This is a genomic window from Stenotrophomonas sp. STEN029, from assembly GCF_056760015.1.
The window spans coordinates 51,530-73,031 of the sequence record NZ_JBRREC010000009.1 but is presented as its reverse complement, the minus strand read 5'-3'; the positions used below and the strand labels follow the sequence as shown (position 1 = coordinate 73,031).

The 21,502-nt window shown below is 63.5% G+C and carries 15 protein-coding genes and 2 pseudogenes; 9 read left to right on the top strand and 8 right to left on the bottom strand.

The genetic code is table 11. From position 1 onward, the window contains the following. Positions 1–129: 129 nt before the first annotated feature. Positions 130–1,530 (bottom strand): sigma-54-dependent transcriptional regulator, encoded by a 1,401-nt coding sequence (locus ACVOLI_RS03665; RefSeq protein WP_481533565.1) that lies wholly within the window; start codon positions 1,528–1,530, stop codon positions 130–132. A gap of 58 nt (positions 1,531–1,588) precedes the next feature. Next, a complete protein-coding gene (locus ACVOLI_RS03660; RefSeq protein WP_481533564.1) occupies positions 1,589–3,214 on the bottom strand; it encodes a sensor histidine kinase in 1,626 nt (541 codons plus the stop codon). Positions 3,215–3,475: 261 nt separating this feature from the next. Here ACVOLI_RS03660 and sucC point away from each other — a divergent pair, with 261 nt between their 5' ends. After that, positions 3,476–4,645: an ADP-forming succinate--CoA ligase subunit beta gene (gene sucC / locus ACVOLI_RS03655; RefSeq protein WP_057629765.1), complete on the top strand. Its 1,170-nt coding sequence runs from the start codon at positions 3,476–3,478 to the stop codon at positions 4,643–4,645. Between the two features lie 21 nt (positions 4,646–4,666). Continuing rightward, a complete protein-coding gene (sucD, locus tag ACVOLI_RS03650; RefSeq protein ID WP_282267250.1) occupies positions 4,667–5,542 on the top strand; it encodes a succinate--CoA ligase subunit alpha in 876 nt (291 codons plus the stop codon). On the opposite strand, the gene ACVOLI_RS03645 is transcribed toward sucD, so the two are convergent. Beyond that, complete coding sequence (locus tag ACVOLI_RS03645) at positions 5,535–5,855, bottom strand: hypothetical protein (RefSeq protein ID WP_481533563.1); 321 nt, start codon at positions 5,853–5,855, stop codon at positions 5,535–5,537. The genes sucD and ACVOLI_RS03645 overlap by 8 nt on opposite strands. A gap of 426 nt (positions 5,856–6,281) precedes the next feature. On the opposite strand from ACVOLI_RS03645, the pseudogene ACVOLI_RS03640 reads away from it, so the two are divergent. The 3 genes and pseudogenes from ACVOLI_RS03640 to ACVOLI_RS03630 all read left to right on the top strand — a co-directional run bounded on the left by ACVOLI_RS03640 (position 6,282) and on the right by ACVOLI_RS03630 (position 11,420). Further along, a pseudogene (locus tag ACVOLI_RS03640) lies at positions 6,282–6,663 on the top strand (endonuclease domain-containing protein). A 1-nt stretch (position 6,664) separates the two neighbouring features. Continuing rightward, on the top strand, positions 6,665–8,302 hold the full coding sequence (locus ACVOLI_RS03635; RefSeq protein WP_481533562.1) for an NAD+ synthase: 1,638 nt from the start codon (positions 6,665–6,667) through the stop codon (positions 8,300–8,302). 508 nt (positions 8,303–8,810) lie between these two features. Next, on the top strand, positions 8,811–11,420 hold the full coding sequence (locus ACVOLI_RS03630; RefSeq protein ID WP_296246999.1) for a TonB-dependent receptor: 2,610 nt from the start codon (positions 8,811–8,813) through the stop codon (positions 11,418–11,420). 536 nt (positions 11,421–11,956) lie between these two features. On the opposite strand, the gene ACVOLI_RS03625 is transcribed toward ACVOLI_RS03630, so the two are convergent. Beyond that, positions 11,957–12,841, bottom strand: a complete 885-nt coding sequence (locus ACVOLI_RS03625) for an outer membrane protein assembly factor BamD (RefSeq protein ID WP_296252643.1) — start codon at positions 12,839–12,841, stop codon at positions 11,957–11,959. A 117-nt stretch (positions 12,842–12,958) separates the two neighbouring features. On the opposite strand from ACVOLI_RS03625, the gene rluD reads away from it, so the two are divergent. From rluD to ACVOLI_RS03605, 4 genes are read left to right on the top strand one after another with little or no spacing between them, the layout of a single operon-like run. Beyond that, positions 12,959–13,948 carry a 23S rRNA pseudouridine(1911/1915/1917) synthase RluD gene (rluD, locus tag ACVOLI_RS03620; protein WP_481533561.1) on the top strand — a complete coding sequence of 330 codons (990 nt, stop codon included), beginning with the start codon at positions 12,959–12,961 and terminating at the stop codon, positions 13,946–13,948. After that, positions 13,948–14,727, top strand: coding sequence for a peptidoglycan editing factor PgeF (gene pgeF / locus ACVOLI_RS03615; protein WP_481533560.1), 780 nt, complete (start codon positions 13,948–13,950; stop codon positions 14,725–14,727). Before rluD ends, pgeF begins: the two co-directional genes overlap by 1 nt. Beyond that, positions 14,724–15,263, top strand: coding sequence for a DUF4166 domain-containing protein (locus ACVOLI_RS03610; protein WP_481533559.1), 540 nt, complete (start codon positions 14,724–14,726; stop codon positions 15,261–15,263). The genes pgeF and ACVOLI_RS03610 overlap by 4 nt, the downstream gene beginning before the upstream one ends. Beyond that, positions 15,256–15,657 (top strand): thiol-disulfide oxidoreductase DCC family protein, encoded by a 402-nt coding sequence (locus ACVOLI_RS03605; RefSeq protein ID WP_481533558.1) that lies wholly within the window; start codon positions 15,256–15,258, stop codon positions 15,655–15,657. Before ACVOLI_RS03610 ends, ACVOLI_RS03605 begins: the two co-directional genes overlap by 8 nt. 160 nt (positions 15,658–15,817) lie before the next feature. Here ACVOLI_RS03605 and otsA read toward each other — a convergent pair whose 3' ends face one another. From otsA to ACVOLI_RS03585, 4 genes and pseudogenes are all read right to left on the bottom strand, one after another. Then, positions 15,818–17,185: an alpha,alpha-trehalose-phosphate synthase (UDP-forming) gene (gene otsA, locus ACVOLI_RS03600; protein ID WP_481533557.1), complete on the bottom strand. Its 1,368-nt coding sequence runs from the start codon at positions 17,183–17,185 to the stop codon at positions 15,818–15,820. Beyond that, positions 17,182–18,987: pseudogene (locus tag ACVOLI_RS03595) on the bottom strand (glycoside hydrolase family 15 protein); the annotation flags it as partial. The gene otsA and the pseudogene ACVOLI_RS03595, both read right to left, overlap by 4 nt. 27 nt (positions 18,988–19,014) lie before the next feature. After that, positions 19,015–19,761, bottom strand: a complete 747-nt coding sequence (otsB, locus tag ACVOLI_RS03590) for a trehalose-phosphatase (protein WP_481533556.1) — start codon at positions 19,759–19,761, stop codon at positions 19,015–19,017. A 274-nt stretch (positions 19,762–20,035) separates the two neighbouring features. Continuing rightward, entirely contained in the window at positions 20,036–21,367 is a 1,332-nt protein-coding gene (locus tag ACVOLI_RS03585; protein WP_481533555.1) for an OmpA family protein, read from the bottom strand. Between the last annotated feature and the right edge of the window lie 135 nt (positions 21,368–21,502).

Genomic DNA, 21,502 nt, shown 5'->3' with positions numbered 1-21,502 from the left:
TTACCGGGAGAGCTTCTGCCGAGCATGGCTCGACACTACAGGTGCAGCCCCCAGCTGAGCATGGCTCGGCACTACAGGGTTGCTCGTTGCCGAGCATGGCCCTGCTCTACCTGGTTTTCGGGGGCTTGCTTATTCCATGCCCAGCTTTTTCAGCTTGTAGCGCAGGGCGCGGAAGGTGATGCCGAGCTGGGCTGCGGTCTTGGTCTTGTTCCAGCGGTTTTCTTCCAGGGCCTTCTGGATCACCGTGCGTTCCATCTGCTCGATGTAGGAGGGCAGGGCGGCGCTGGCCGGGTCGATGTCGACAACGGCTTCCTGGGGGACGGCAGCAGGTGCCGGGGGCTCGCTGCTGGGAACGCGTGGCGTGGCGCTTTGCGGCTGTGGCAAGCGCAGGTCGCTGGCGTCGATGCAGTCGCTGTCCGCCAGGGCCAGTGAGCGCTCAAGGATGTTCTCCAGTTCGCGCACATTGCCCGGGAAGGAGTAGGCATCCAAGGCCTCCAGTGCCGACGCCGCCAGTCGTGGTGGCTTTTGCCCCTGTGCCAGCGCCAGACGATTCAGGATGGTGCTCGCGAGTTGCGGCAGGTCACCGCGGCGTTCGCGTAGCGGTGGTACCCGCAATTCAATGACGTTGATGCGGTAGTACAGGTCGTGGCGGAAGCGCCCGTCCTGTACCAGTGTGCCCAGGTCTTTGTGGGTGGCCGAGAGGATGCGCACGTCCACGGTGACTTCGGTGGCGGCGCCTACCGGGCGTACCGATTTTTCCTGGATTGCGCGCAGCAGCTTGACCTGCATCTGCAGTGGCAGTTCGGCCACTTCATCCAGGAACAAAGTGCCGCCACTGGCTGCCTGGAACAGGCCGGGCTTGTCGGCGTGGGCGCCGGTGAAGCTGCCCTTGCGATGGCCGAAGAACTCGCTCTCCATCAGTTCGCTGGGGATGGCACCGCAGTTGACCGGGATGAACGGGCCGGCCGCGCGCGCGCCCTGGTCGTGGATGGTACGGGCGACCAGTTCCTTGCCGACGCCCGATTCGCCCAGGATATAGACCGGTGCCTGGCTGCGTGCGACTTTGCTGATGGTGGCGCGCAGCTCATCCATTGCCGGCGAGCTACCGAGCAGACGGGTGGCGTTTTCCGGCGGTGGCGGGGTGCTGGGACGGGCTTCGTTGTTCAATTCGATGGCATGCCGGACCAGGCCGCGCAGCACATTGATGTCCACCGGCTTGCTGACGAAATCGAAGGCGCCGGCTTTCAGGGCTTCCACCGCCAGGTCCATGCTGCCAAAGGCAGTGATCATCGCCACGGGAGTGGAAGGATGGTCGCGGTTGATCTCGGTGACCAGCTCGATGCCATTGCCGTCGGGCAGGCGCATGTCGGTCAGGCACAGGTCGAAATGGTTGCTGGCCAGCAGTTCCCGGGCCTCGGCGAGGTTGGCGGCGGTACTGATCCGTAAGCCCATCCGGCCAAGGGTAAGGACCAGCAGCTCGCGGATGTCGCGTTCGTCATCGACGATCAGGGCGCTATGTGTTGCGTTCATGAATGGAACGATAGCCGAGGTGGAGGTGTGTCTACAAACGATTGCATCCAGAAACCGCTCATTGGCGCTCGCCGCGGGCGAACGCGGTTTTCGGGACGCTCAGGGTCAGCCGGAAGCAGGCACCGCCAGCGGGAATCGACACATAGTCCAACTGGGCCTGGTTGGCCCGGCAAAGCTCGCGGGCGATGTACAGGCCCAGGCCGGTGCCATGTTCGGAGGTGGTGTAGAACGGCCGGAACAGCTGGCTGGCGATGGCATCAGGAATGCCCGGGCCGCGGTCCATGATGTCGATGACCGCGTTGCGGTCGGCCGAGGCGACACGGATGCGGATCCGTGCCGGTTCGTCGGCGATCCGGCCATATTTGAGGGCGTTGTGGACCAGCGCGGTCAACACCTGGTGCAGGTGCCGGGGGTCGATCATCGCTATCACCGATGGCTCGCGGATCACCGCTTCCAGGCTGTCGTTCTCCAATGACAGGGTCTGCCGGTATTCGATCACGAAACGGCGGACGAAGGCGGCCAGGTCCAGATTCTCGGGATTTGCCCGTTCGCGTCGGGCCAGCGCCAGCACGCTCTCGACGATGCCGTTGGTGCGTTGGCATTGATGATGGATGATCTGCAGCAGGCGCCGGTCGGCCTCGCCTATGTCCTCGGACTCCTCCAACAGCTGGGTGGCATAGTTGATGGCTGCCAGCGGGTTGCGGATCTCATGCGCCAGGCTGGCCGAGAACCGGCCAAGGGTGGACAGGGTCAGTGATTCGGCCCGGCGCGAGACCACGGTGGTGTCGTCCAGGAAGATCAGCGACATGTCGCTGTCGGCCAGCAGGCGAGCAAAGCGCGGTAGTACTTCGGCCTGCTCCGGGGCCAGTTGCAGCGGTTGTTCGTCTTCATGCCAGCCATTGCGCCAGCGTTGCAGGCGCCGCGCCAGTTCAGGCGACGCGATGTTCAGGGCGACACGCTCGGTGGCCAGCGCGCCCTCCATGTCACCGAGCAGGGCGGTCGCCGCTTCGTTGGCGAGGGTGATCTGGCCGTTGGTGTCCACCACCAGCACGCCGGTACGCATGCGGCGGATGATCAGTTCGTTCACTTCGAACAGGTTGGCCACCTCGGCGCCGCGCTGGTCGGCCAACTGCTGGGTGCGGCGGGTGCGGCTGCCGATCTGGTAGGCGATGAAGGCCAGTGCAAGATAGCTGGTGACGAACATCGCCAGCTCGGCCAGCGTACGCAGGTTGTCGCTGCCTTCGAATGCCTGCCACACGTATTCGCTGACGCTGGCGGCAGCGGCGAGCAGCGCCAGCAGCATGGCGCGCGACAGCGGCAGCAACAGGGCCGCCGCGGCGATGTTGAACAGCAGCGACATCGAGATGCCGGCGCTGGCGCCGGGCAGGGCATGGCTCAGCAGGGTGGCTGCGGTGATGTCGACCAGCAGGCTGCCGAACACGATCGGTTGCAACCAGCGCTCGTTGCGGCCCCAGGCCAACAGCGCGAGTGCGACCAGCAGATAGAGGATGGTGACGGCTTCGGCCAGCTGCAGCTGGTGCGCCTCGCCAGCGAACGGCGTCAGCGGGCTGAAGACCAGCGCGGCCAGCAGGGTGGCGATCAGCACCCGGTACAGCGCGAAGAAATACAGCTCGCGACGCGGTATCGATTCGATGCGGTCTATGAGCGAGGTGCTGGGGGCCAAGCCGGAACTCCTATCCAAGCGTTAACCCACCAAGTATAGGTGCGCACGGGCTGCTGTACGACGCGCGCGCGGCGCCCCCTATTCAGAGGCAAGTTGCTGAAAAATAGCCAGAAAACATGCCGCGCTTGGCCATTTGTACAGACTTCTTTGCGCCCCGGCGCTGGCTCGGCCACAATAGTGGGCCCGCCGCAGTCCTTGCCGGCGCCCCCAAGCCGGGGCCCGAGGAGATGCGTGCGGTCGTTCCTATTCCCACGGTGACGCATGAATTTCCACGAGTACCAGTCAAAACAACTGCTTGCCGAATACGGCATCCCGGTCCCGGCCGGCAAGGTCGCTGCGACCCCGGACGAGGCTGTAGCTGCTGCCCAGTCGCTGGGCCAAGGCCCCTGGATGGTCAAGGCCCAGATCCACGCTGGCGGCCGCGGCAAGGCTGGCGGCGTCAAGTTCTGCAAGACCACCGACGACGTCAAGGCCGCTGCGGCCAAGATGCTCGGCACCAAGATGGCCACCTACCAGACCGCAGGCGTCGAGCTGCCGGTCAACCTGGTGCTGGTGACCACCGCCGGTGAGATCGTCAAGGAGCTGTACCTGTCGGTGCTGGTTGACCGTGGCACCAAGACCATCACCTACATCGCTTCTTCGGAAGGCGGCGTGGAGATCGAGCAGGTTGCTGCCGAGACCCCGGAACTGATCCACTCGCTCAACGTCGATTTCGTTGAAGGCGTGCAGGGTTACCACGGTCGTGATTTCGGCTTCAAGCTGGGCCTGACCGCCAAGCAGGCTGGCCAGTTCGCCAGCATCATGGTCAACCTGTACCGCCTGTTCAACGAAAAGGACCTGGCGCTGGTTGAAATCAACCCGCTGGCCATCCTGGACGACGGCAACCTGTACGCGCTGGACGGCAAGTTCGACAGCGACGACAACGCCGCGTTCCGCCAGAAGGCGCTGGTCGCCATGCGCGACAAGACCCAGGAAGACCCGACCGAAGTGATCGCTTCGGAGCTGGACATCAACTACGTCACCATGGACGGCAACATCGGCTGCATGGTCAACGGCGCAGGCCTGGCCATGGCCACCATGGACGTCATCAAGCTCAACGGCGGCGAGCCGGCGAACTTCCTGGACGTGGGCGGCGGTGCCAACAAGCAGCGCGTCATTGAAGCCTTCAAGCTGATCCTGTCCTCGGACAAGGTCGAAGGCATCTTCGTCAACATCTTCGGCGGCATCGTCCGCTGCGACATGATTGCCGAAGGCATCATCGCCGCCGTGAAGGAAGTTGGCGTCAAGGTTCCGGTGGTGGTGCGCCTGGAAGGCACCAACGTGGAAGAAGGCAAGCAGCTGCTGCGTGACAGCGGCATGGCCATCATCCCGGCTGACAACATCAACGATGGCGCCAAGAAGATCGTTGAAGCTGTCAAGAACGCCGCCTGATCCGACACCGAAGGAAATCCAATGTCAGTTTTGATCAACAAGAACACCAAGGTGATCGTGCAGGGCTTTACCGGCCAGCAGGGCACCTTCCACGCCACTCAGATGATCGAGTACGGCACCCAGGTTGTCGGCGGCGTGACCCCGGGCAAGGGTGGCACCACCCACATCGACCTGCCGGTGTTCAACACCGTGGCCGATGCCGTGCAGAGCACCGGCGCCAATGCTTCGGTCATCTACGTGCCGCCGCCGTACGCGGCTGACGCGATCCTGGAAGCCGCTGCTGCCGGCATCAAGGTCATCGTCTGCATCACCGAAGGCATCCCGGTGCTGGACATGCTGCGCGTCAAGAACGTGCTGACCCGTTCGCATCCGGACACCGTGCTGATCGGGCCGAACTGCCCCGGCGTGATCACCCCGGGCGAGTGCAAGATCGGCATCATGCCGGGCCACATCCACATGCCGGGCAAGATCGGCATCGTGTCGCGTTCGGGCACCCTGACCTATGAAGCGGTCAAGCAGACCACGGAAGTGGGCCTGGGCCAGTCGACCTGCATCGGCATCGGCGGCGACCCGATCAACGGCCTGAACTTCGTTGACTGCCTGAAGCTGTTCAACGAAGACCCGCAGACCGAAGGCATCATCATGGTTGGCGAAATCGGTGGCGACGCTGAAGAAGCCGGTGCCGAGTACATCAAGAACCACGTGAAGAAGCCGGTTGTCGGCTTCATCGCAGGTGCTTCGGCTCCGGCCGGCAAGCGCATGGGCCACGCTGGTGCGATCGCATCGGGCGGCAAGGGCACGGCTGAGGGCAAGTTCGCGGCGATGGAAGCTGCTGGCGTTGTCACCGTCCGTTCGCCGGGCGACCTGGGCGCTGCCATCGCGAAGCTGGTCAAGTAAGACTGCGCTTCAGTGATTTGAGAAAGGCCACCTTCGGGTGGCCTTTCTTGTTTTTGGGGTTGGGTGATCGGGGGTAAAAGCCAAGAACAGAAGCAACGTCCAAGAGCCTGCCCTCACCCCTACCCCTCTCCCGCAGGCGGGAGAGGGGACAGCCGAAGCCACAGCCACAGCCAAAGCTAAAGCTAAAGCCAAAGCCAAAGCCAAAGCCAAAGCTAAAGCTAAAGCCAAAGCTAAAGCCAAAGCTAAAGCCAAAGCTAAAGCCAAAGCCAAAGCCGCGGTCGGGGCTCAAGCCACGGCCAGAGTTGAAGTCCACGTCGACGTTAGATCATTGGCTAAAGCTCATCTTTTGCACTGGCTGTAGCTTTGACTTCAGCTCTGGCTCTGGCTCTGGCTCTGGCTTTGGCTTTGGTTTTAGTTTTGGCTTTGGCTTTGGCTTTGGCTTTGGTTTTGGCTGTGGCTTTGGCTGTGGCCTTGGCTCTGGCTCTGGCTCTGGCTGTGGGTGTGGGTGTGGCTGTGGCTCTGGTTCTAGCTCTGGCAGTTGCTTTCCCCTCTCCCGCCTGCGGGAGAGGGGTAGGGGTGAGGGGAAGCTCTGGCTTCTTGCCATTAGCCTCTCCTATCGCTATCTGTCACCTCGAAGGCAGGGCCCCAAAAGCCCAAAATCGTTACATCCAAAAGCGCGCTTTCCCTGATTTCAACCACCGCCTTGCCAGGTAATCGTCTCCCTGCAAAGGAGGCAACCATGCGCAAAGGCAGCAAAACCAACAGCGCCCGAGCCCTGCGCCGGCGTATGACCGATGCCGAGCGGCGCATCTGGTATTTCCTCAGGGGCCGCCACCTGGTCGGCTTCAAGTTCCGGCGGCAACACCCCATCGGGCCTTATGTCGTGGATTTCGTCTGCCTGGAGCAAAAAACTGGTCATCGAACTCGACGGCGGCCAACACGCATCCGACCCCAACGACCCCCATCGCGACGCCTTCCTGCAACGCAACGGCTACCGCGTGCTGCGCTTCTGGAATAATGAGGCCCTGAGCCATACCGCCGCGGTCTGCGAAAGCATCCTGCGTGCGGCATCGGTAACACCAAGCCCCCGCAGGGTGCGGGGCCAAGCAGAAGGTTGTTGATATGTCCGAATCGCTACGCATCGCCCTGGCCCAGTTCGATTTCCCGGTCGGGGACGTGGACGGCAACGCCAGCCGCATCATCGAACTGATGCAGGAGGCGCGTGACGAATACGGTGCCGATGTGGTGCTGTTCCCGGAACTTGCCATCAGCGGCTATCCGCCGGAAGACCTGCTGATGCGCCCCGGCTTCCTGAGCAGCTGCGAGCAGGCTTTGGCAAGGGTCGCGGCCGAAGTGCAGGGCATCGTCGCTGTGGTGGGCTGGCCGCAGAGCGTCGGTGCGGTGGTCTACAACGCCGCCAGTGTGCTGCGTGATGGTGCCGTCGCCACTACTTACCGCAAGCGCGAGCTGCCCAACTACGCCGTGTTCGACGAACGACGCTACTTCGACGTGGACCCGGACGGTGGCAACTGTGTGTTCGAGGTCAACGGTGTGAAATTGGGCCTGGTGATATGTGAAGACCTGTGGTTCGCCGAACCGCTGGCCGCCACTGTCAAAGCGGGCGCCGAACTGGTGCTGGTGCCCAACGCCTCGCCATACGAACGTGGCAAGCACGCCCAGCGCGATGCGCTGCTGGCCGAGCGCAGCCGCGAGAGCGGCGCGGCCATCGCGTATGTCAACACCGTTGGTGGCCAGGATGCGGTGGTGTTTGATGGCGCTTCGGTCGTGGCCGATGGCGATGGCACCGTGCATCCGGCTGCCGTGGCGTTCACCGAAGAAATGCTGGTGGTCGAATACAACGTCGCTGGGCGCAATTTCATGCCGCTGCGCTGGATCGATGATGGCGATGAAAGCATGGATGCATTGGCCTGGCGCGCGGTTACCCGCGGCATTCAGGACTATTGCGGCAAGAACGGTTTCAGCAAGGTATGGCTGGGGCTGTCAGGGGGCATCGACTCGGCGCTGGTGCTGGCGATGGCGGTCGATGCGCTGGGTGCCGACAACGTCACCGCAGTCAGCATGCCGTCGCGCTATACCGCTGACCTGTCCAATGACCTGGCGGTGGAGCAATGCCGTGCGCTCGGTGTAAAGCTGGAGACGGTGCCGATCGAGCCGGCGTTCCGGGGCTTGATGCAGTCGTTGTCGGCCATGTTCGAAGGGCAGGCGGCCGATGTCACCGAAGAAAACCTGCAGTCGCGCAGCCGGGGCGTGATCCTGATGGCGTTGAGCAACAAGTTTGGCGGCCTGGTGCTCACGACTGGCAACAAGAGCGAGTACGCGGTGGGCTACGCCACCATCTACGGCGACATGTGCGGCGGCTATGCGCCGCTGAAGGACCTGTACAAGACGGAGGTCTACGGCCTGTCCAAGTGGCGCAATACCGTGGGTGGCGCGCCGGTGATTCCGCCCGCGGTGATAAGCCGCGCACCCTCGGCCGAGCTGCGGGAAAACCAGACCGACCAGGACTCACTGCCGGCCTACGATGTACTGGATGGCATCCTGTACCGCTTCATTGACCAGGAACAGTCGCGCGAGGACATTGTTGCTGCCGGTTATGCGCCGGACGTCGTGGACCGGGTGCTGAAGCTGGTGCGGATCAGCGAATGGAAGCGCCATCAGGCTGCGCCGGGACCGAAGGTGTCGCGGCGTGCTTTTGGCCGCGAGCGCCGCTATCCCATCACCAATGGCTATCGCGGCTGATCGTCTGGCCGCCGACAGGTGAAAACGGAAGGGGCCAGCAGGCCCCTTCCGTCTGTCTCGCATTGGGACTGTGACCTCTCAGGCCGCGTTGAGTGTGCGCTTTCCCTGATGCGGATGTGGTGGTCCATGTCAGTTCGGGTTGGATGGCGCCTGACGTGTGGCAATCCAGCAATCTGTGCACGAAATAAAGTCGGTTTTAGACAAATTCTCAACATGTTGGGGGTGCAGGATGGAGCCACAAGAAAACACCGGTTCATCTCTCTCTCCTTGCCACTGCACTGTCAGTGGCATTTTTTATGCATGCATGCGCCGCACATGGCGCGTTTGAGGCCGGCTGACACGGCATGACAAGAATCACCGTGCCTGCTGCCACGCAGCGAAAAACAGCGGCGAAATTCGATCGTTAATTTTCCGTCAGGCCGATGCGATTGGTGTCATCCAGCGCAGCGTCCCAGTAACGGTTCTGAGCGATCAGGACGTGTCCTTCTTCATCTGGAACACGCTAACAATGAAAAAGAATAAGTTGAACTCCGGCCTGCGCCGGGGCGCCCTGGTTGTTGCCATTGGCCTGTCCATCAGCGGAACAACGCTGGCGCAGGAAACTCAAGCGAACGGCAACGCCACCACGCTGGACCGCATCGAGATCACCGGTTCGCGCATCAAGCGTGCAGACGTGGAAGGTGCATTGCCGATTACCGTGATCGGCCGCGAGGACATCGAAGTAAGCGGAAAGGCCACTGTGGCCGACATCCTGCAGAGCTCCAGTTTCAACTCCTTTGGTTCGTTCGTGCCGAGCTCCGGCAGCTCGGCGCAATCGTTCGCGGGCTTGAGCCTGCGCGGGCTGGGCGAAGGTCGTACCCTGATCCTGATCGACGGCCGCCGCGCGGCAGTGTCGCCGTTGACCGGCGAAGGGCAGGACCTGAGTTCGATTCCGGCGGCAGCAGTGGAGCGCATCGAAGTGCTGACCGACGGCGCTTCGGCGATCTACGGTGCCGACGCCATTGGTGGCGTGGTCAATGTGATCACTCGCAAGAACTACGAAGGGTTCCAGGTCAGCGCTGGCATCACCGACAACAAGTACGGTGGCGATGCATCGGAAGGCTCGGTGCTGTTTGGTGCCGCAGGTGAGCGTGGCTCGGTGATGGGTGGTATCTCCTACACCAACCAGAAGATCAGCTTCGTGCGCGACTATCCGTGGTCCGATACGGTGGCTGGCTCCTCGTATTCCAATAACTACCTCAATGTGCTGACGGCCGCCGATGGCAGCACCATTCCCGGCTCCAACCTCTACACCAACAACAGCTCGGTGGTGCCGGGTGGTTGCTCGGGCACCAATTTCTACGAGAGCACCAGCAGCTCGGGCCGTACCAGCTGCCTGTACAACTATGTCGGCGACATGGCTGATACCGCCAGCATCAAGAACAAGAACCTGTTCCTGCGCAGCGAGTACAGCATCGATGATGTCTGGACCGTCAACGCCGATATCTACGTCAACCGCAAGAACAGCGACAGCGTCTACGCGCCGGTGCCGGAAAGCATCTTCGTCAGCGCCGACAGCCCGAACAACACCACCGGCCAGGATGCTTACATCAAGCACCGCTTCGCCGCCTTGGGTAATCGCTTCACCTATACCGACGAGAACAGCCATGACGTCAACCTCAGCCTGCATGGTCAGCTGACTGACAGCACCGCGGTTGATTTCGGCGTGCGCAGCAATGAGTCGCGCGCAACCATCACCGGCTACAACTACGTGAACATCCCGGTGGCGGAGAAATATTTCGAATCGGGCGAGTACAACGTGTTTGATCCGTACTCCAACTCGGCTGCGGTGCTGGACGCCATCGCCACCACCATCAACCGCAATACCTACTACAAGCAGCAGGAGGTCAACGCGCAGTTGACCACGGATCTGTTCGAGTTGCCCGGCGGCGTGTCGGCGCTGGCGGTCGGCGGCGAGTACAGCAAGCATGACTACTCGGACATCTACGACCAGCAGTCTGCCGCCGGCAATGTTGGTGGTTCCTCCGGCAACTCGGCCTGGGGTGATCGCACGCTGAGTTCGGTCTATGCCGAGTGGAGCCTGCCGATCTTCAACAATTTCTCGGCGGACGTGGCGCTGCGTTACGACCATTATTCGGACTTTGGTGACGCTACCTCTCCCAAGCTGTCGCTGCGCTACCAGCCGTTGCAGAACCTGACCTTCCGTACCTCCTACGGTGAAGGCTTCCGCGCGCCCACCTTGCAGGCGCTGAACCAGCAGACCGCGTTCTCTGCCGATACGGTGACCGATGAAGCCACGGCGCTGGCTTACGGCTTGGCTGCTTCCAGCTCGATCCAGATCAATGGCTACCATGTCGCCAATCCGGACCTGAAGGCCGAGACGTCCAAGCAGTTCAGCTTTGGCGTGGTGTATGACCCGTTCTCATGGGCCAATGTCACTGTCGACTACTGGAATACCAAGATCGAGAACCAGATCAAGTGGTATTCCGCGCAGACGGTGATCAACCGTACCGAGCTGGGCCAGTTCCTGCCGGACAACCTGTCGGTGGTGCGCAATACCGACGGTTCGATCCAGTCGGTATATGCCGGCTACGGCAATGAAGGTCTGGTCAAGACCGATGGTGTGGACCTCAACATCCGCACCCAGTTCGACTTCGACAACTGGGGCAAGCTGACGTCGTCGTTGCAGGGTTCCTGGACCCACAGCTACAAGGTGGACAGTCGCTACGGTTCGGACGAATACGTGGGCACCAGCGGTTATCCGGAATGGCGTGCCAACCTCAACACGCGCTGGGAGCGCGGCGATTGGAGTGTGGCCTGGACCATGAACATGATCGGCTACGAGCCGGGTTACTACGTGGACTACTACCAGGGCGATTACAGCTGCTCGGAGTTGAAGTCCGAGGGTTACGTGAAGCGTTGCGGCGGGGCCTACATCACCCATGACCTGCAATTCGCTTACAACACTCCGTGGAAGGCGAGCATCTCGCTGGGCGTGCGCAACCTGACCAACAAGGCGCCGGTGTACGACGTGGCGTACTCGCCGACCAACTTCAACAACTATCTGTACAACGGCTACGGTCGGCAGTTGTATATGCGTTACACGCAGAGCTTCTGAGTTTGAGGTTGTTTGAGTGATGTGGAGCGGCCCTGGAGACGGGGCCGCTTTTTTTGGGCGTACTGCCAGTGCGCGCACTGCTAGCCCCTCTCCCGCTTGCGGGGTGAGAGGAGCAGCTTGCGAACCACTGGTTCGCTGCTCCTTGAACGACCTTGCGCCAGCGCAAGGGCCGGGGCGCGGAGCGGGGGTTGGGGTGAGGGCAGGGCGAAGCCGGGATGGTGAACCTGAGCAACGACTGCCGGAGTTCCAAAGCCCAAAGCCCAAAGCCCAAAGCCCAAAGCCCAAAGCCCAAAGCCCAAAGGCCAAAGGCCAAAGGCCAAAGGCCAAAGCTCCCCCCATCCGCCCTCCGGGCACCTTCCCCCGCAAGCGGGAGAAGGGAGTGTCAAGGCCAAAGGCAAAGCCACAGCCACAGCCACAGCCACAGCCACAGCCAAAGCCAAAGCCAAAGCCAAAGCTCTCAACTCCCCGCTGCCGAATCCCGAAAACAAGAAAGGGGCCCAACGGCCCCTTTCTATTACCACCACTACCGAAGCAGCTTACTTGCCGCGGTTCATCGTGGCGTTGCTCTGGCCGGTGGCCACCGAGCGCTCACCTGCGAACGGGTTCAGCTTGCGGATCATCCACGGGTACTTCGGCCAGTTGCCGGCCAGCCACGGGTGCTCCGGCTGGTTCAGCTGCAGCACACGGCGGGCGTCGTCGGCCAGGGTCTTGTTGCCAAGGTTGGTGTAGGCCTCACCGAGCAGCGCGACGGCGTCGTACTGGAAGGCGCTCTGCGGGTAGGTCTCCAGCAGGTAGTTGGCGCGGCCAACCACGGATACCCAGGCGCCGCGACGGGCGTAGTACAGGGCGTCATCAAGCTCATGCTGGGCGAACACATCGCGCAGTTCGACCATGCGCTGGCGCGCATCGGCGGCATAACGGCTGTTCGGGTAGCGCTCGGTGACGATGTTGAAATCGGCATAGGCCTGGCGCGGGGTCGACAGATCGCGGCGGCTTGGGTCCAGCGACCATACGCGGCGCAGGAAAACCGTATCGCGGTTGCCGTTGGCAAGACCGCGCAGGTAGTACAGATACGCGATGTTGCGGTGGGTCGGGTAGGTGCGGATGAAGCGATCGATGCTCGACACGGCGTCATCGTTCTTGCCGGCCTTGTACTGGGCGTAGGCGCTTTCGATCATCGCCTGCTCGGTGTACGGGCCGTAAGGGTACTGTGCAATCAAGCGCTTGAAGCTGGTTTCGGCGCCGGACCAGTTGCCGCCCTCCATCAGCTTGTGGCTCTTTTCAAACAGTTGTTCGACCGGCGCGCCTTCATCGGCGTCCTTCTTGGCGCCGCGGTGGCAACCAGTGGCGACGAAGACCAAAACCAGCAGCAGGGCGGTGAGGCGGACGGGCGCGGACAGCAGCGAAGAGCGTCGGATCATGGGTTCAGGGCAGGACGCGGCAGGAATACGAAGGGGCGATGATAGCCTAGTGGCCTGTCCTGCGACTGACTGTTGTCGCCTGGACCCCATAATTTCGTCTTTAGCCGGTCTTTGCCCATGTCCGAGAACACCTCTTCCAGCCCGCGCCACGCGCAGGTTCCCGATTCCGCCGCCGGTCGTCGCTTCGATGCGGTCCTGGCCGAATTGTTCCCCGAATTCTCCCGTTCGCGCCTGACCGAATGGATCAAATCCGGCGCAGTTCTGCTCGATGGCGAGCCCGTGCGCCCGCGCGACCCGGTCCGCGGTGGGGAGATCGCCACCCTGAATGCGGTGCTGGAGGTCGAAGTCCATGCCTTGCCAGAGGACATCCCCTTGTCGGTCCTGTACGAGGACGAGCATGTGTTCGTGATCGACAAGCCGGCCGGCCTGGTGGTCCACCCCGGCGCCGGCAACCCCAGCGGCACCCTGCTCAACGCGCTGCTGTTCCGGGACCCGGACATCGCCAAGGTGCCGCGCGCCGGCGTGGTCCACCGCCTCGACAAGGACACCAGCGGCGTCATGGTGGTGGCCCGTACCGTGCAGGCGCAGACCGCGCTGGTCGAGCAGCTGTCCGCGCGCGAGGTGCATCGCCAGTACCTGGCGGTGGTGGTCGGCGCGCTGGTCTCCGGCGGTACCGCTGATGCCCCGATCGACCGCCATGCGCGCGACCGCCTGAAGATGGGCGTGCGCGAGGACGGCAAGGAAGCGGTGACCCATTACCGCCTGCGCGAACGCTTCCGCGCCCACACAGCGCTGGAATGCCGCCTGGAAACCGGCCGTACGCACCAGATCCGCGTGCACATGGCGCACCTGAAGCACGCCATCGTCGGTGACCCGCTGTATGGCGGCTCGCTGAAGCTGCCCAAGGGCGCCACCGACGAGCTGGTCGCGGCACTGCGCGGCTTCAAGCGCCAGGCCCTGCACGCCGAGACGCTGGAGTTCCAGCACCCGATCACCGGCGAGACGATCAGCAACACCGCACCGGTACCGGCCGATCTGCTGGCGCTGATGAAGGCGCTGCGTGAGGACTCCAAGGCCTTCGCCGAGCGCGAGCGGGGCCGCTGGTAATGGCGGAGGCGAGTCCGCTGTGGCTGGCCGACTGGCCCGCGCCCCCAGGGGTGCGGGCCTTCACCACGATGCGCCATGGCGCAGGCGGCTCGCAGCTCCCGTTTGACAGTTTCAACCTGGGTAACCGGACCGCCGCCGATGGCGACGATCCGGCCCAGGTGCAGCGCAACCGCGATGAACTGCATCAACTGGCGAAGCTGCCGTCTGCGGCGCACTGGTTGCGCCAGGTGCACAGCAGCGTGGCGCTGCGTTTCGACGCGCCACCGCAGGCGCAGGGGCTGGACGCCGAGCCAACCGCCGATGCCTCGGTGACCTCGGTGCCCGGCGTGGTGCTGGCCATCCTCACCGCTGACTGCCTGCCGGTGGTGTTCGCCGCCCGCGACGGCAGCGAAGTGGCGGCAGCCCATGCCGGCTGGGGTGGATTGGCGCGCGGCATGCTGGAGAACACGCTGGCCGCGATGCACACGCCCGCCGAGGCGCTGGTAGCGTGGATAGGGCCCGCGGCAGGGCCGGCCCTGTACGAGGTCGGCGTGGACGTGCGCGAGGCCTTCCTGGCGCATTCCAGCGCCGCTGAGAGCCACTTCACTGCGACCCGGCCTGGCCACTGGAAAGTGGACCTCCCCGGGCTGGCGCGGCAGCGATTGGTTGCTGCAGGCGTGCAGTCGTCCGCGATCCACGGCGGCGACCTGTGCACCATGGCCGACCCGCAGCGCTGGTTCTCGCACCGTCGCGACCAACGCAGCGGCCGTATCGCCACCCTGGTGTGGATGGAGCCTTGACCACGCCGCTGTTCGCACAGGTGCTGGGTCCTGCGTTTGAACGTTTGGCCCCGCAGGTGCGTGCGCTGCACTCGATCCCTGCGCGTCAGCGCTGGAACGGGCAGGGCGAGGTGCTGCGCGGCAGCCATTGGCTGGTCGCGCCCTGCGCCTGGCTGGCGCGGCTGCCGCCAACCTCCAGCGTGCCGGTGACGGTGGAGTTCGTGGTTGATGCCAGCGGAGAACGCTGGAACCGCCGATTCGGCCCCGCGCGCATGGCTTCGCGCTTGTGGCAGCGCGATGGACAACTGTTCGAGCAGCTTGGCGCGGTGCGCTTCCGTTTCGGATTGCGCGAAGAAGCTGGCCAGATCCTGTGGCGGGCCGAGCGTGCCTGGGCATTCGGTGTGTTGCCGTTGCCGACGCGCTGGTTCGCGCAGGTGCAGTGCCGCGAGCGTGAGCATGCCGGGCGCTATGAATTCCTGGTGGATGTGTCGATGCCGTTGATCGGGCGGCTGATCCGGTACGAAGGGTGGCTGTTGCCGGAGGAAGTGCGTGGCTGAGCCGGCGGTAATCGTGTTTGATGGCGTCTGCGCGTTGTGCAGCCGCTGGGTGCGTTTCCTGCTGCGGTTCGATCGGGCCGGTCGCTACCGGTTCGCGGCGATGCAGGGCGGGCAGGGGCGGGCGCTGTTGGCTGCGCACGGGCTGGATCCGGACGATCCGTTGTCGTTCCTGCTGGTTTCTGATGGTGTTGCTTACACCGATACAGACGCGATTCTGCGGGTGGTGACCGGATTGGGTGGAGCTTGGCGCTTGGCTGGGCTTGCGCGGGTGTTGCCGGCTGTCGTGCGGGATCCTGCGTATCGCTGGCTGGCGCGGAATCGCTACCGCTGGTTTGGGCGGCATGAGAGCTGTTTTCTGCCGACGGCGGAGCAACGCGGGCGGTTTTTGGATTGAGTGGGTTGGGTTCTGCTTGCCAGGAGCTTCCCCTCACCCCAACCCCTCTCCCGTAAACGGGAGAGGGGCTCGCATTGCTTGCGCTCGTAGTGCACTAGCCCCTCTCCCGCCTGCGGGAGAGGGGTTGGGGTGAGGGCAAGCTCTTGCCCCTGCTCCAGACCTAAACCCCCTCCAATGCCAACAGATAATCCCGCCGCCAGCGGTGGATATCATGCGTACGCAGATGCTCCATCATCGCCCGCCAGCGCTCGATCCGCTCTGCCAGCGGCATGTTTGCAGCCGTCGCTATCGCATCGGCAACACCATCCAGATCGTGCGGATTGACCAGCAGCGCCTGCTTCAATTCATCCGCCGCGCCAGCCAATAGCGACAACACCAACATGCCCGGGTTGTCGGGGTCCTGCGCAGCGATGTACTCCTTGGCGACCAGGTTCATGCCGTCGCGCAGCGGCGTTACCAAGCCGACTGCCGCCTGCCGATAGAACCCGGTCAGGGTGCTGTGTGCGTAGTTCTGGTTGACGTAGCGCAGCGGTGTCCAATCGGCTTCGGCATGGCCGCCGTTGATATGCCCGGCCAGACGCTCCAGATCGCCACGCAGCTTGCGGTACTCGTTGACGCTGCCACGGGATACCGGTGCGATCTGCAGAAAGGTCATATCGCCTTTCTGCTGCGGATAGCGCTGCAGGTATCGTTCAAAGCCGTGGAAACGTTCCGGCAGGCCCTTGGAGTAATCCAGCCGGTCCACACCGATTGCCAGCTTGCGGTGCTGCAGGCTCTGCCGCAGGTCGCGCACCGGCTTGTTGCTGGCCGCGCTGCGGGCCTGCCGCGCGATGTGTTCGGTATCGATGCCGATCGGGAATGCGGAGGTGCGCACGCGGCGACCGTCGGGTGCCTTGATCCAGTCGCTGTCGATCAACGTGCCGCCGCCGAACAGGCGCACATAGGACTGGAAGCGGTCGACGTCACGGCGGGTCTGGAAGCCGAGCAGGTCGTACGAATACAACGCCGAGAACAGTGAGCGGTGGTCGGGCAGGGCCTGGATGAGGTCGGCCGAGGGAACCGGCACATGCAGGAAGAAGCCAATCCTGCAGGCGATACCACGCTCGCGCAGCAACGCCGCCAATGGGATCAGGTGGTAGTCGTGGATCCACACCGTATCGTCGTCGCGTAGCAGTGGAGCCAGCGTATCGGCAAACAGTCTATTGACCTTCCAGTAACCCTCGCGCTTGCGCCGGTCGTAGTCGACAAGATCCAGGCGGAAGTGGAGCAGCGGCCACAAGGCGCGGTTGGAAAAGCCGTTGTAGTAGCTGTCCAGATCGTTCTTGGACAGGTCCATCGTCAAATAGCGGATCGGCCCATCCTGCGCTTCATGCAGGGCACCGCTGTCGACATTGACGCTGCGTCCACTCCAGCCAAACCACAAACCGCCGCGTTCGCTGAGCGCCGCCAACAGACCGGTGGCCAGCCCGCCAGCGCGGTTTTCGCCTGGTAATGCCACGCGGTTGGAGACCACCACCAGTCGGCTCACGACGCCTCCTGCCAGCTGCGCGACAAGCGCATCGCAGCGATCACCAAGCCCACATGCGAGTAGGTCTGCGGGAAATTGCCCCAGGCCTTGCCATCGAAGGCTAGGTCTTCGGATAGCAGGCCCAGATGATTGCGCTGCTGCAGCAGGATCTCGAACATCTCGCGCGCTTCGTCCATCCGCCCGATCGCTGCCAGTGCGTCGATGTACCAGAAGGTGCAGATCGTGAAGCTGGTTTCCGGTGTGCCGAAATCATCTGGCGCGGTGTAGCGGTACAAGGCATTGCCATGCTTCAGATCGCGGCCGATGGCCTCGACCGTGGCGATGAAGCGCGCGTCCTTGGCATCGATGAAGCCGATGTCGGCCAGCAACAACAAGGATGCATCCAGCCGATGACCACCAAAGGTGTCGGTGAAGTGACCAAGCTGCTCATTCCAGCTTTCGTGCATGATCCGCGCGTGGATCTGGTTGGCCCGTTCGCGCCAGTAGACGGCGCGGCCATCCAGCTTCAAGCGGGTTGCGATCTTGGACAGCCGATCACAGGCCGCCCAGCACATCGCGCTGGTATAGGTATGCACTTCGGTGCGGCCACGGAATTCCCACAGTCCCGCATCCGGCACGTCATGCAGGGCGAAGGCCTGCTCGCCAAGAGGCTCCAGGCGCGCGTAGGTATGCGCATCGCCCGGGTCCTGCAGGCGCTGGTCGAAGAACAGCTGGGTGGAGGCCAGTACCACGCTGCCGTAGACATCGTGCTGGCGCTGCACCCAGGCCAGGTTGCCGCGGCGTACCGGGCCCATGCCGCAATAGCCGGACAACGAGGCGACTTCCTCCTCGTCGAGCTTGGCCTCGAAGCCGATGCCGTACAGCGGCTGCAGGCTGCCGTCGGTGCTGGCCAGGTTGAAGATGTAGCCCAGGAATTGCTCCATGGTGCGGGTCGCGCCGAGCCGGTTGAGCGCGCGCACCACGAAGGCGGCATCGCGCAGCCAGCAATAGCGGTAGTCCCAGTTGCGGCTGCTGCCGGGGGCTTCCGGGATGGAGGTGGTCATCGCCGCGATGATCGCGCCGCTGTCCTCGTACTGGCACAGTTTCAAGGTGATGGCGCTGCGTATCACCGCGTCCTGCCATTCCAGCGGCACCGACAGGTAGCGCACCCATTCGCGCCAGTAGTCGCGGGTGCGCTGCATGGCTTCCTGTACGTAGCCGCTGAGCGAGCGGTTCAGCGATTCGTCCACGCCCAGCACCAGGTGCACGCGATGATTGAGTACGAAGGGCAGGGCATCGCGGACGAAGCGCACGGGCACATCGGTAGTCAGGCGCAACACCAGATCCGGTAGCAACCAACGGATATGGTTGCTGCCCCAGGTGGTTTCCGGTTGCCGCGCACCCCAGTCGGCCAGCGGCCGAGCGCGCACCGTGATGCGCGGATTGCCCGACAGCGGCGTGACTTGGCGGATCAGGCTGACCGGCCGGTAGAAGCGATCGTTCTGGCGCCAGCGCGGGGCGAAGTCGAGGATTTCCACTGCGCCGCCATGCGTATCGCGCAGCACGGTGCGCAGGATCGCAGTGTTTGTGAGGTAGGACTGCTCGCTGTCGAGGAAGTCCTCGAGCTCGATGCCGAAGTCACCGCCGGGGTGCTGGTTGGGGCCGAGCAGGGCGCAGAAAGCCGGGTCGCCATCGAAGCTGGGCAGGCAGCTCCAGACTACGCGCGCCTGCCTGTCGATCAGTGCGCCGAAACTGCCATTGCCAACTACGCCAAGGTCGAGGGTGGCGTCTTGCATTGCGTTCTCCTTGTTGCGCGAGCGCCAGTGGCGTCGCTGTTTCCTCCGGGTGGGTCAGGTAATGGCTGCGCGCAGCCAAGCGTGTACGGCGGTGATGTCGGGCAGTGCTGCAACTGCCACGCTTTCGTTGCGCTGGCCGACAAGTACGCCAATGCCGCCGAGCTGCTGCGCGGCGTGGAAGCCGTGCTCGTCGGTCAGGTCGTCGCCGATGAAGACCGGGCGCCGGCCTTGGAAAGGCGGGTTTTGCATCAGTTGCTGCAGGGCGCGGCCCTTGTCGTGGCCGCTGCCGACGAACTCGATGACGTGGTTGCCGGGTTGCAGGCGCACGTCATGGAGCTGCGGTAGTTGTGCGTTGGCGAATGTGATCACGGCCGCGCCAGCATCCGGCGCGTTGCGCCAGTGCAGGGCCAGTGCCTGGCCCTTGTTCTCGATCATCACGCCGGGGTGGGCATGCGCCAGCTGCATCGCGCGCTGGTGCAATGCGTGCAGCCATTGCGCGGTATCCGCCTGCGCAGGTGACGCATCGGCGGAAGTGAGCAATTGCGCGCCGTGCAGGCCAGCCATGGGCAGGCGCAATGGCGCGAACATCGCCTGCAGTTGGCTGACGGGGCGGCCACTGAGCAGCGCCAGCGCGCCCCCCAGACATTGCTGCACGCTGGCCAGCAGCGTGAGCAGGGACGGGTCGGGTGCCACCTTGTCCGGGTGGTCGGCAAAGGCGAGCAAGGTGCCGTCTACGTCGAGAAACAGTGCGTCGTCATCTGCCAGCGCCGGAGGGGGCGGTCGCTGTAGGTCATCAAGCATGCGGACACTATGCCGTAGCGGTTGTTACAGGAAGGTCATTTGGGGTGAAACGGTTGGGACTGCGTGCTTTCAGAGCGCCCTCACCCCAACCCCACACCCCCCGGGGGGGGGGGGGGGCGGCGCCCGCCCCCACCGGGGTGGCGAACCCCCCCCACCCACCCCCGGGGGTGTGGGGCCCCCCGCGCGCCCACTCGTCGCCCCCTCCCCCCCCCCCCACCGGGGGGAGAGGGGTTGGGGTGAGGGCAAGCTTCTGCTCTTCACCCAATCCACAACATCACTTGGTAACCGCAAACTCGATCCGGCGGTTCTGCGCACGTCCTTCGTCGGTGTCATTGCTGGCACGCGGCTTTTCCTGGCCATAGCCCTTGGCACTGAGCGTACCGGCAGCAACGCCAAGCTCGGCCAACTTGGCAACCACAGCATCTGCACGCTGCTGGCTCAAGGTGACGTTGGCAGCTGCATCACCGGTGTTGTCGGTGTGCCCGCCTACCTCGATCTTAGTGCCTGCAGGTGCCTGCTTGATCGCATTGGCCGCGCTGGTCAGCGTTTCCAGGCTGTCGCGGGTGATGGTGGCCGAACCTGTGTCGAAATAGATGTTCATCAGGTTCAAGGCCTTGACCAGATCATCGCCGCTGAAACCTGCTTTGAGCCCTGATAACGCTGCTGCCGCACGGTCCCACAAGCCACTGATCTCGAAGCCGCCGAACAGGCTGCGCAGCTTGTCGCTTACGGTGAAACGATCGGCTTCGGCCATGCCACTGGTATCAATGCTGAGCTTGTCACCATCGAAACCGAACTTCAGGCCCTTGGCTTTCAGCTCTGGCAGCGCGGCGATCAGCTTGTCCAGCCAACCCGCTGGCAGGGTTGCCGGATCAACGCTGATGTTGCCGGCCAGATTGCCTTCACCGAAGTTGGCTTTCAGCGCATCCCACAAGCGGGTCTTGTCCGCCTCGTTGGCAACCTGGCCACTTACTGTCACCTTGCCGTCCACGTTCTCGAAGCCAAAGCGTGGATTGGCTTGTGCAACCGGTGCCGCAGGTTGCATGGTGGTCGCCGGTTGCATCGGCGCTGGTGCAACGGTTTCTTCCTTCTTGCAGCTGCGGAACAGCAGGAACGCCGCAAGCAGCAGGATCAGTGGAAGCAGCCATTTCCAGAAGCCGCCGGATGGTTTGCTGGCAACGGTGCCACCGCCGCTATAGCCGGCGGTAGGTGTGCTGGTACCAAACCAGCGCTCGTAGTCAGCAGGACGCGAAGTGGGGATTGTTCCGCCCTGGGTAAGCTGGCCGACGATCTTGGGTAACAACCACGCCCCCGCCATGTTCACTGCGGCAGCTGGGATGCCGAGTTTGCTGGCGATGCCACTGGACAGGTTCTGGCCGAAGCCGGCGCTGAACTGGTCCGGTTGCAGGACGTTGTCGCCTGGCGTGGTGCCGATCCACGACGAGAGCAGGCCGTCGAGGCCTGCGTCGGTAAAGCGTTTCTGCAGTCCGGCGAAGCCGCCGTTGGCTGGATCGAAAATGACATCGACAAGCTGGCGCACGAGGCGCCCTGCATTGTCGCCGAGATGAAATCGGCTGGCCGCTTCGCGAATCAACGACTCGAACATATACGCCTCCGCAAGGGATGAACCGGGCTGGAATGTGCCGGCAGGCGTAAGGAGCGCCCAGCGCTGTTAAAGCTGGATGAATTCGCGGGCTTTGGGGTTCTTTAGCTAGAAGCTTCCCCTCACCCCAACCCCTCT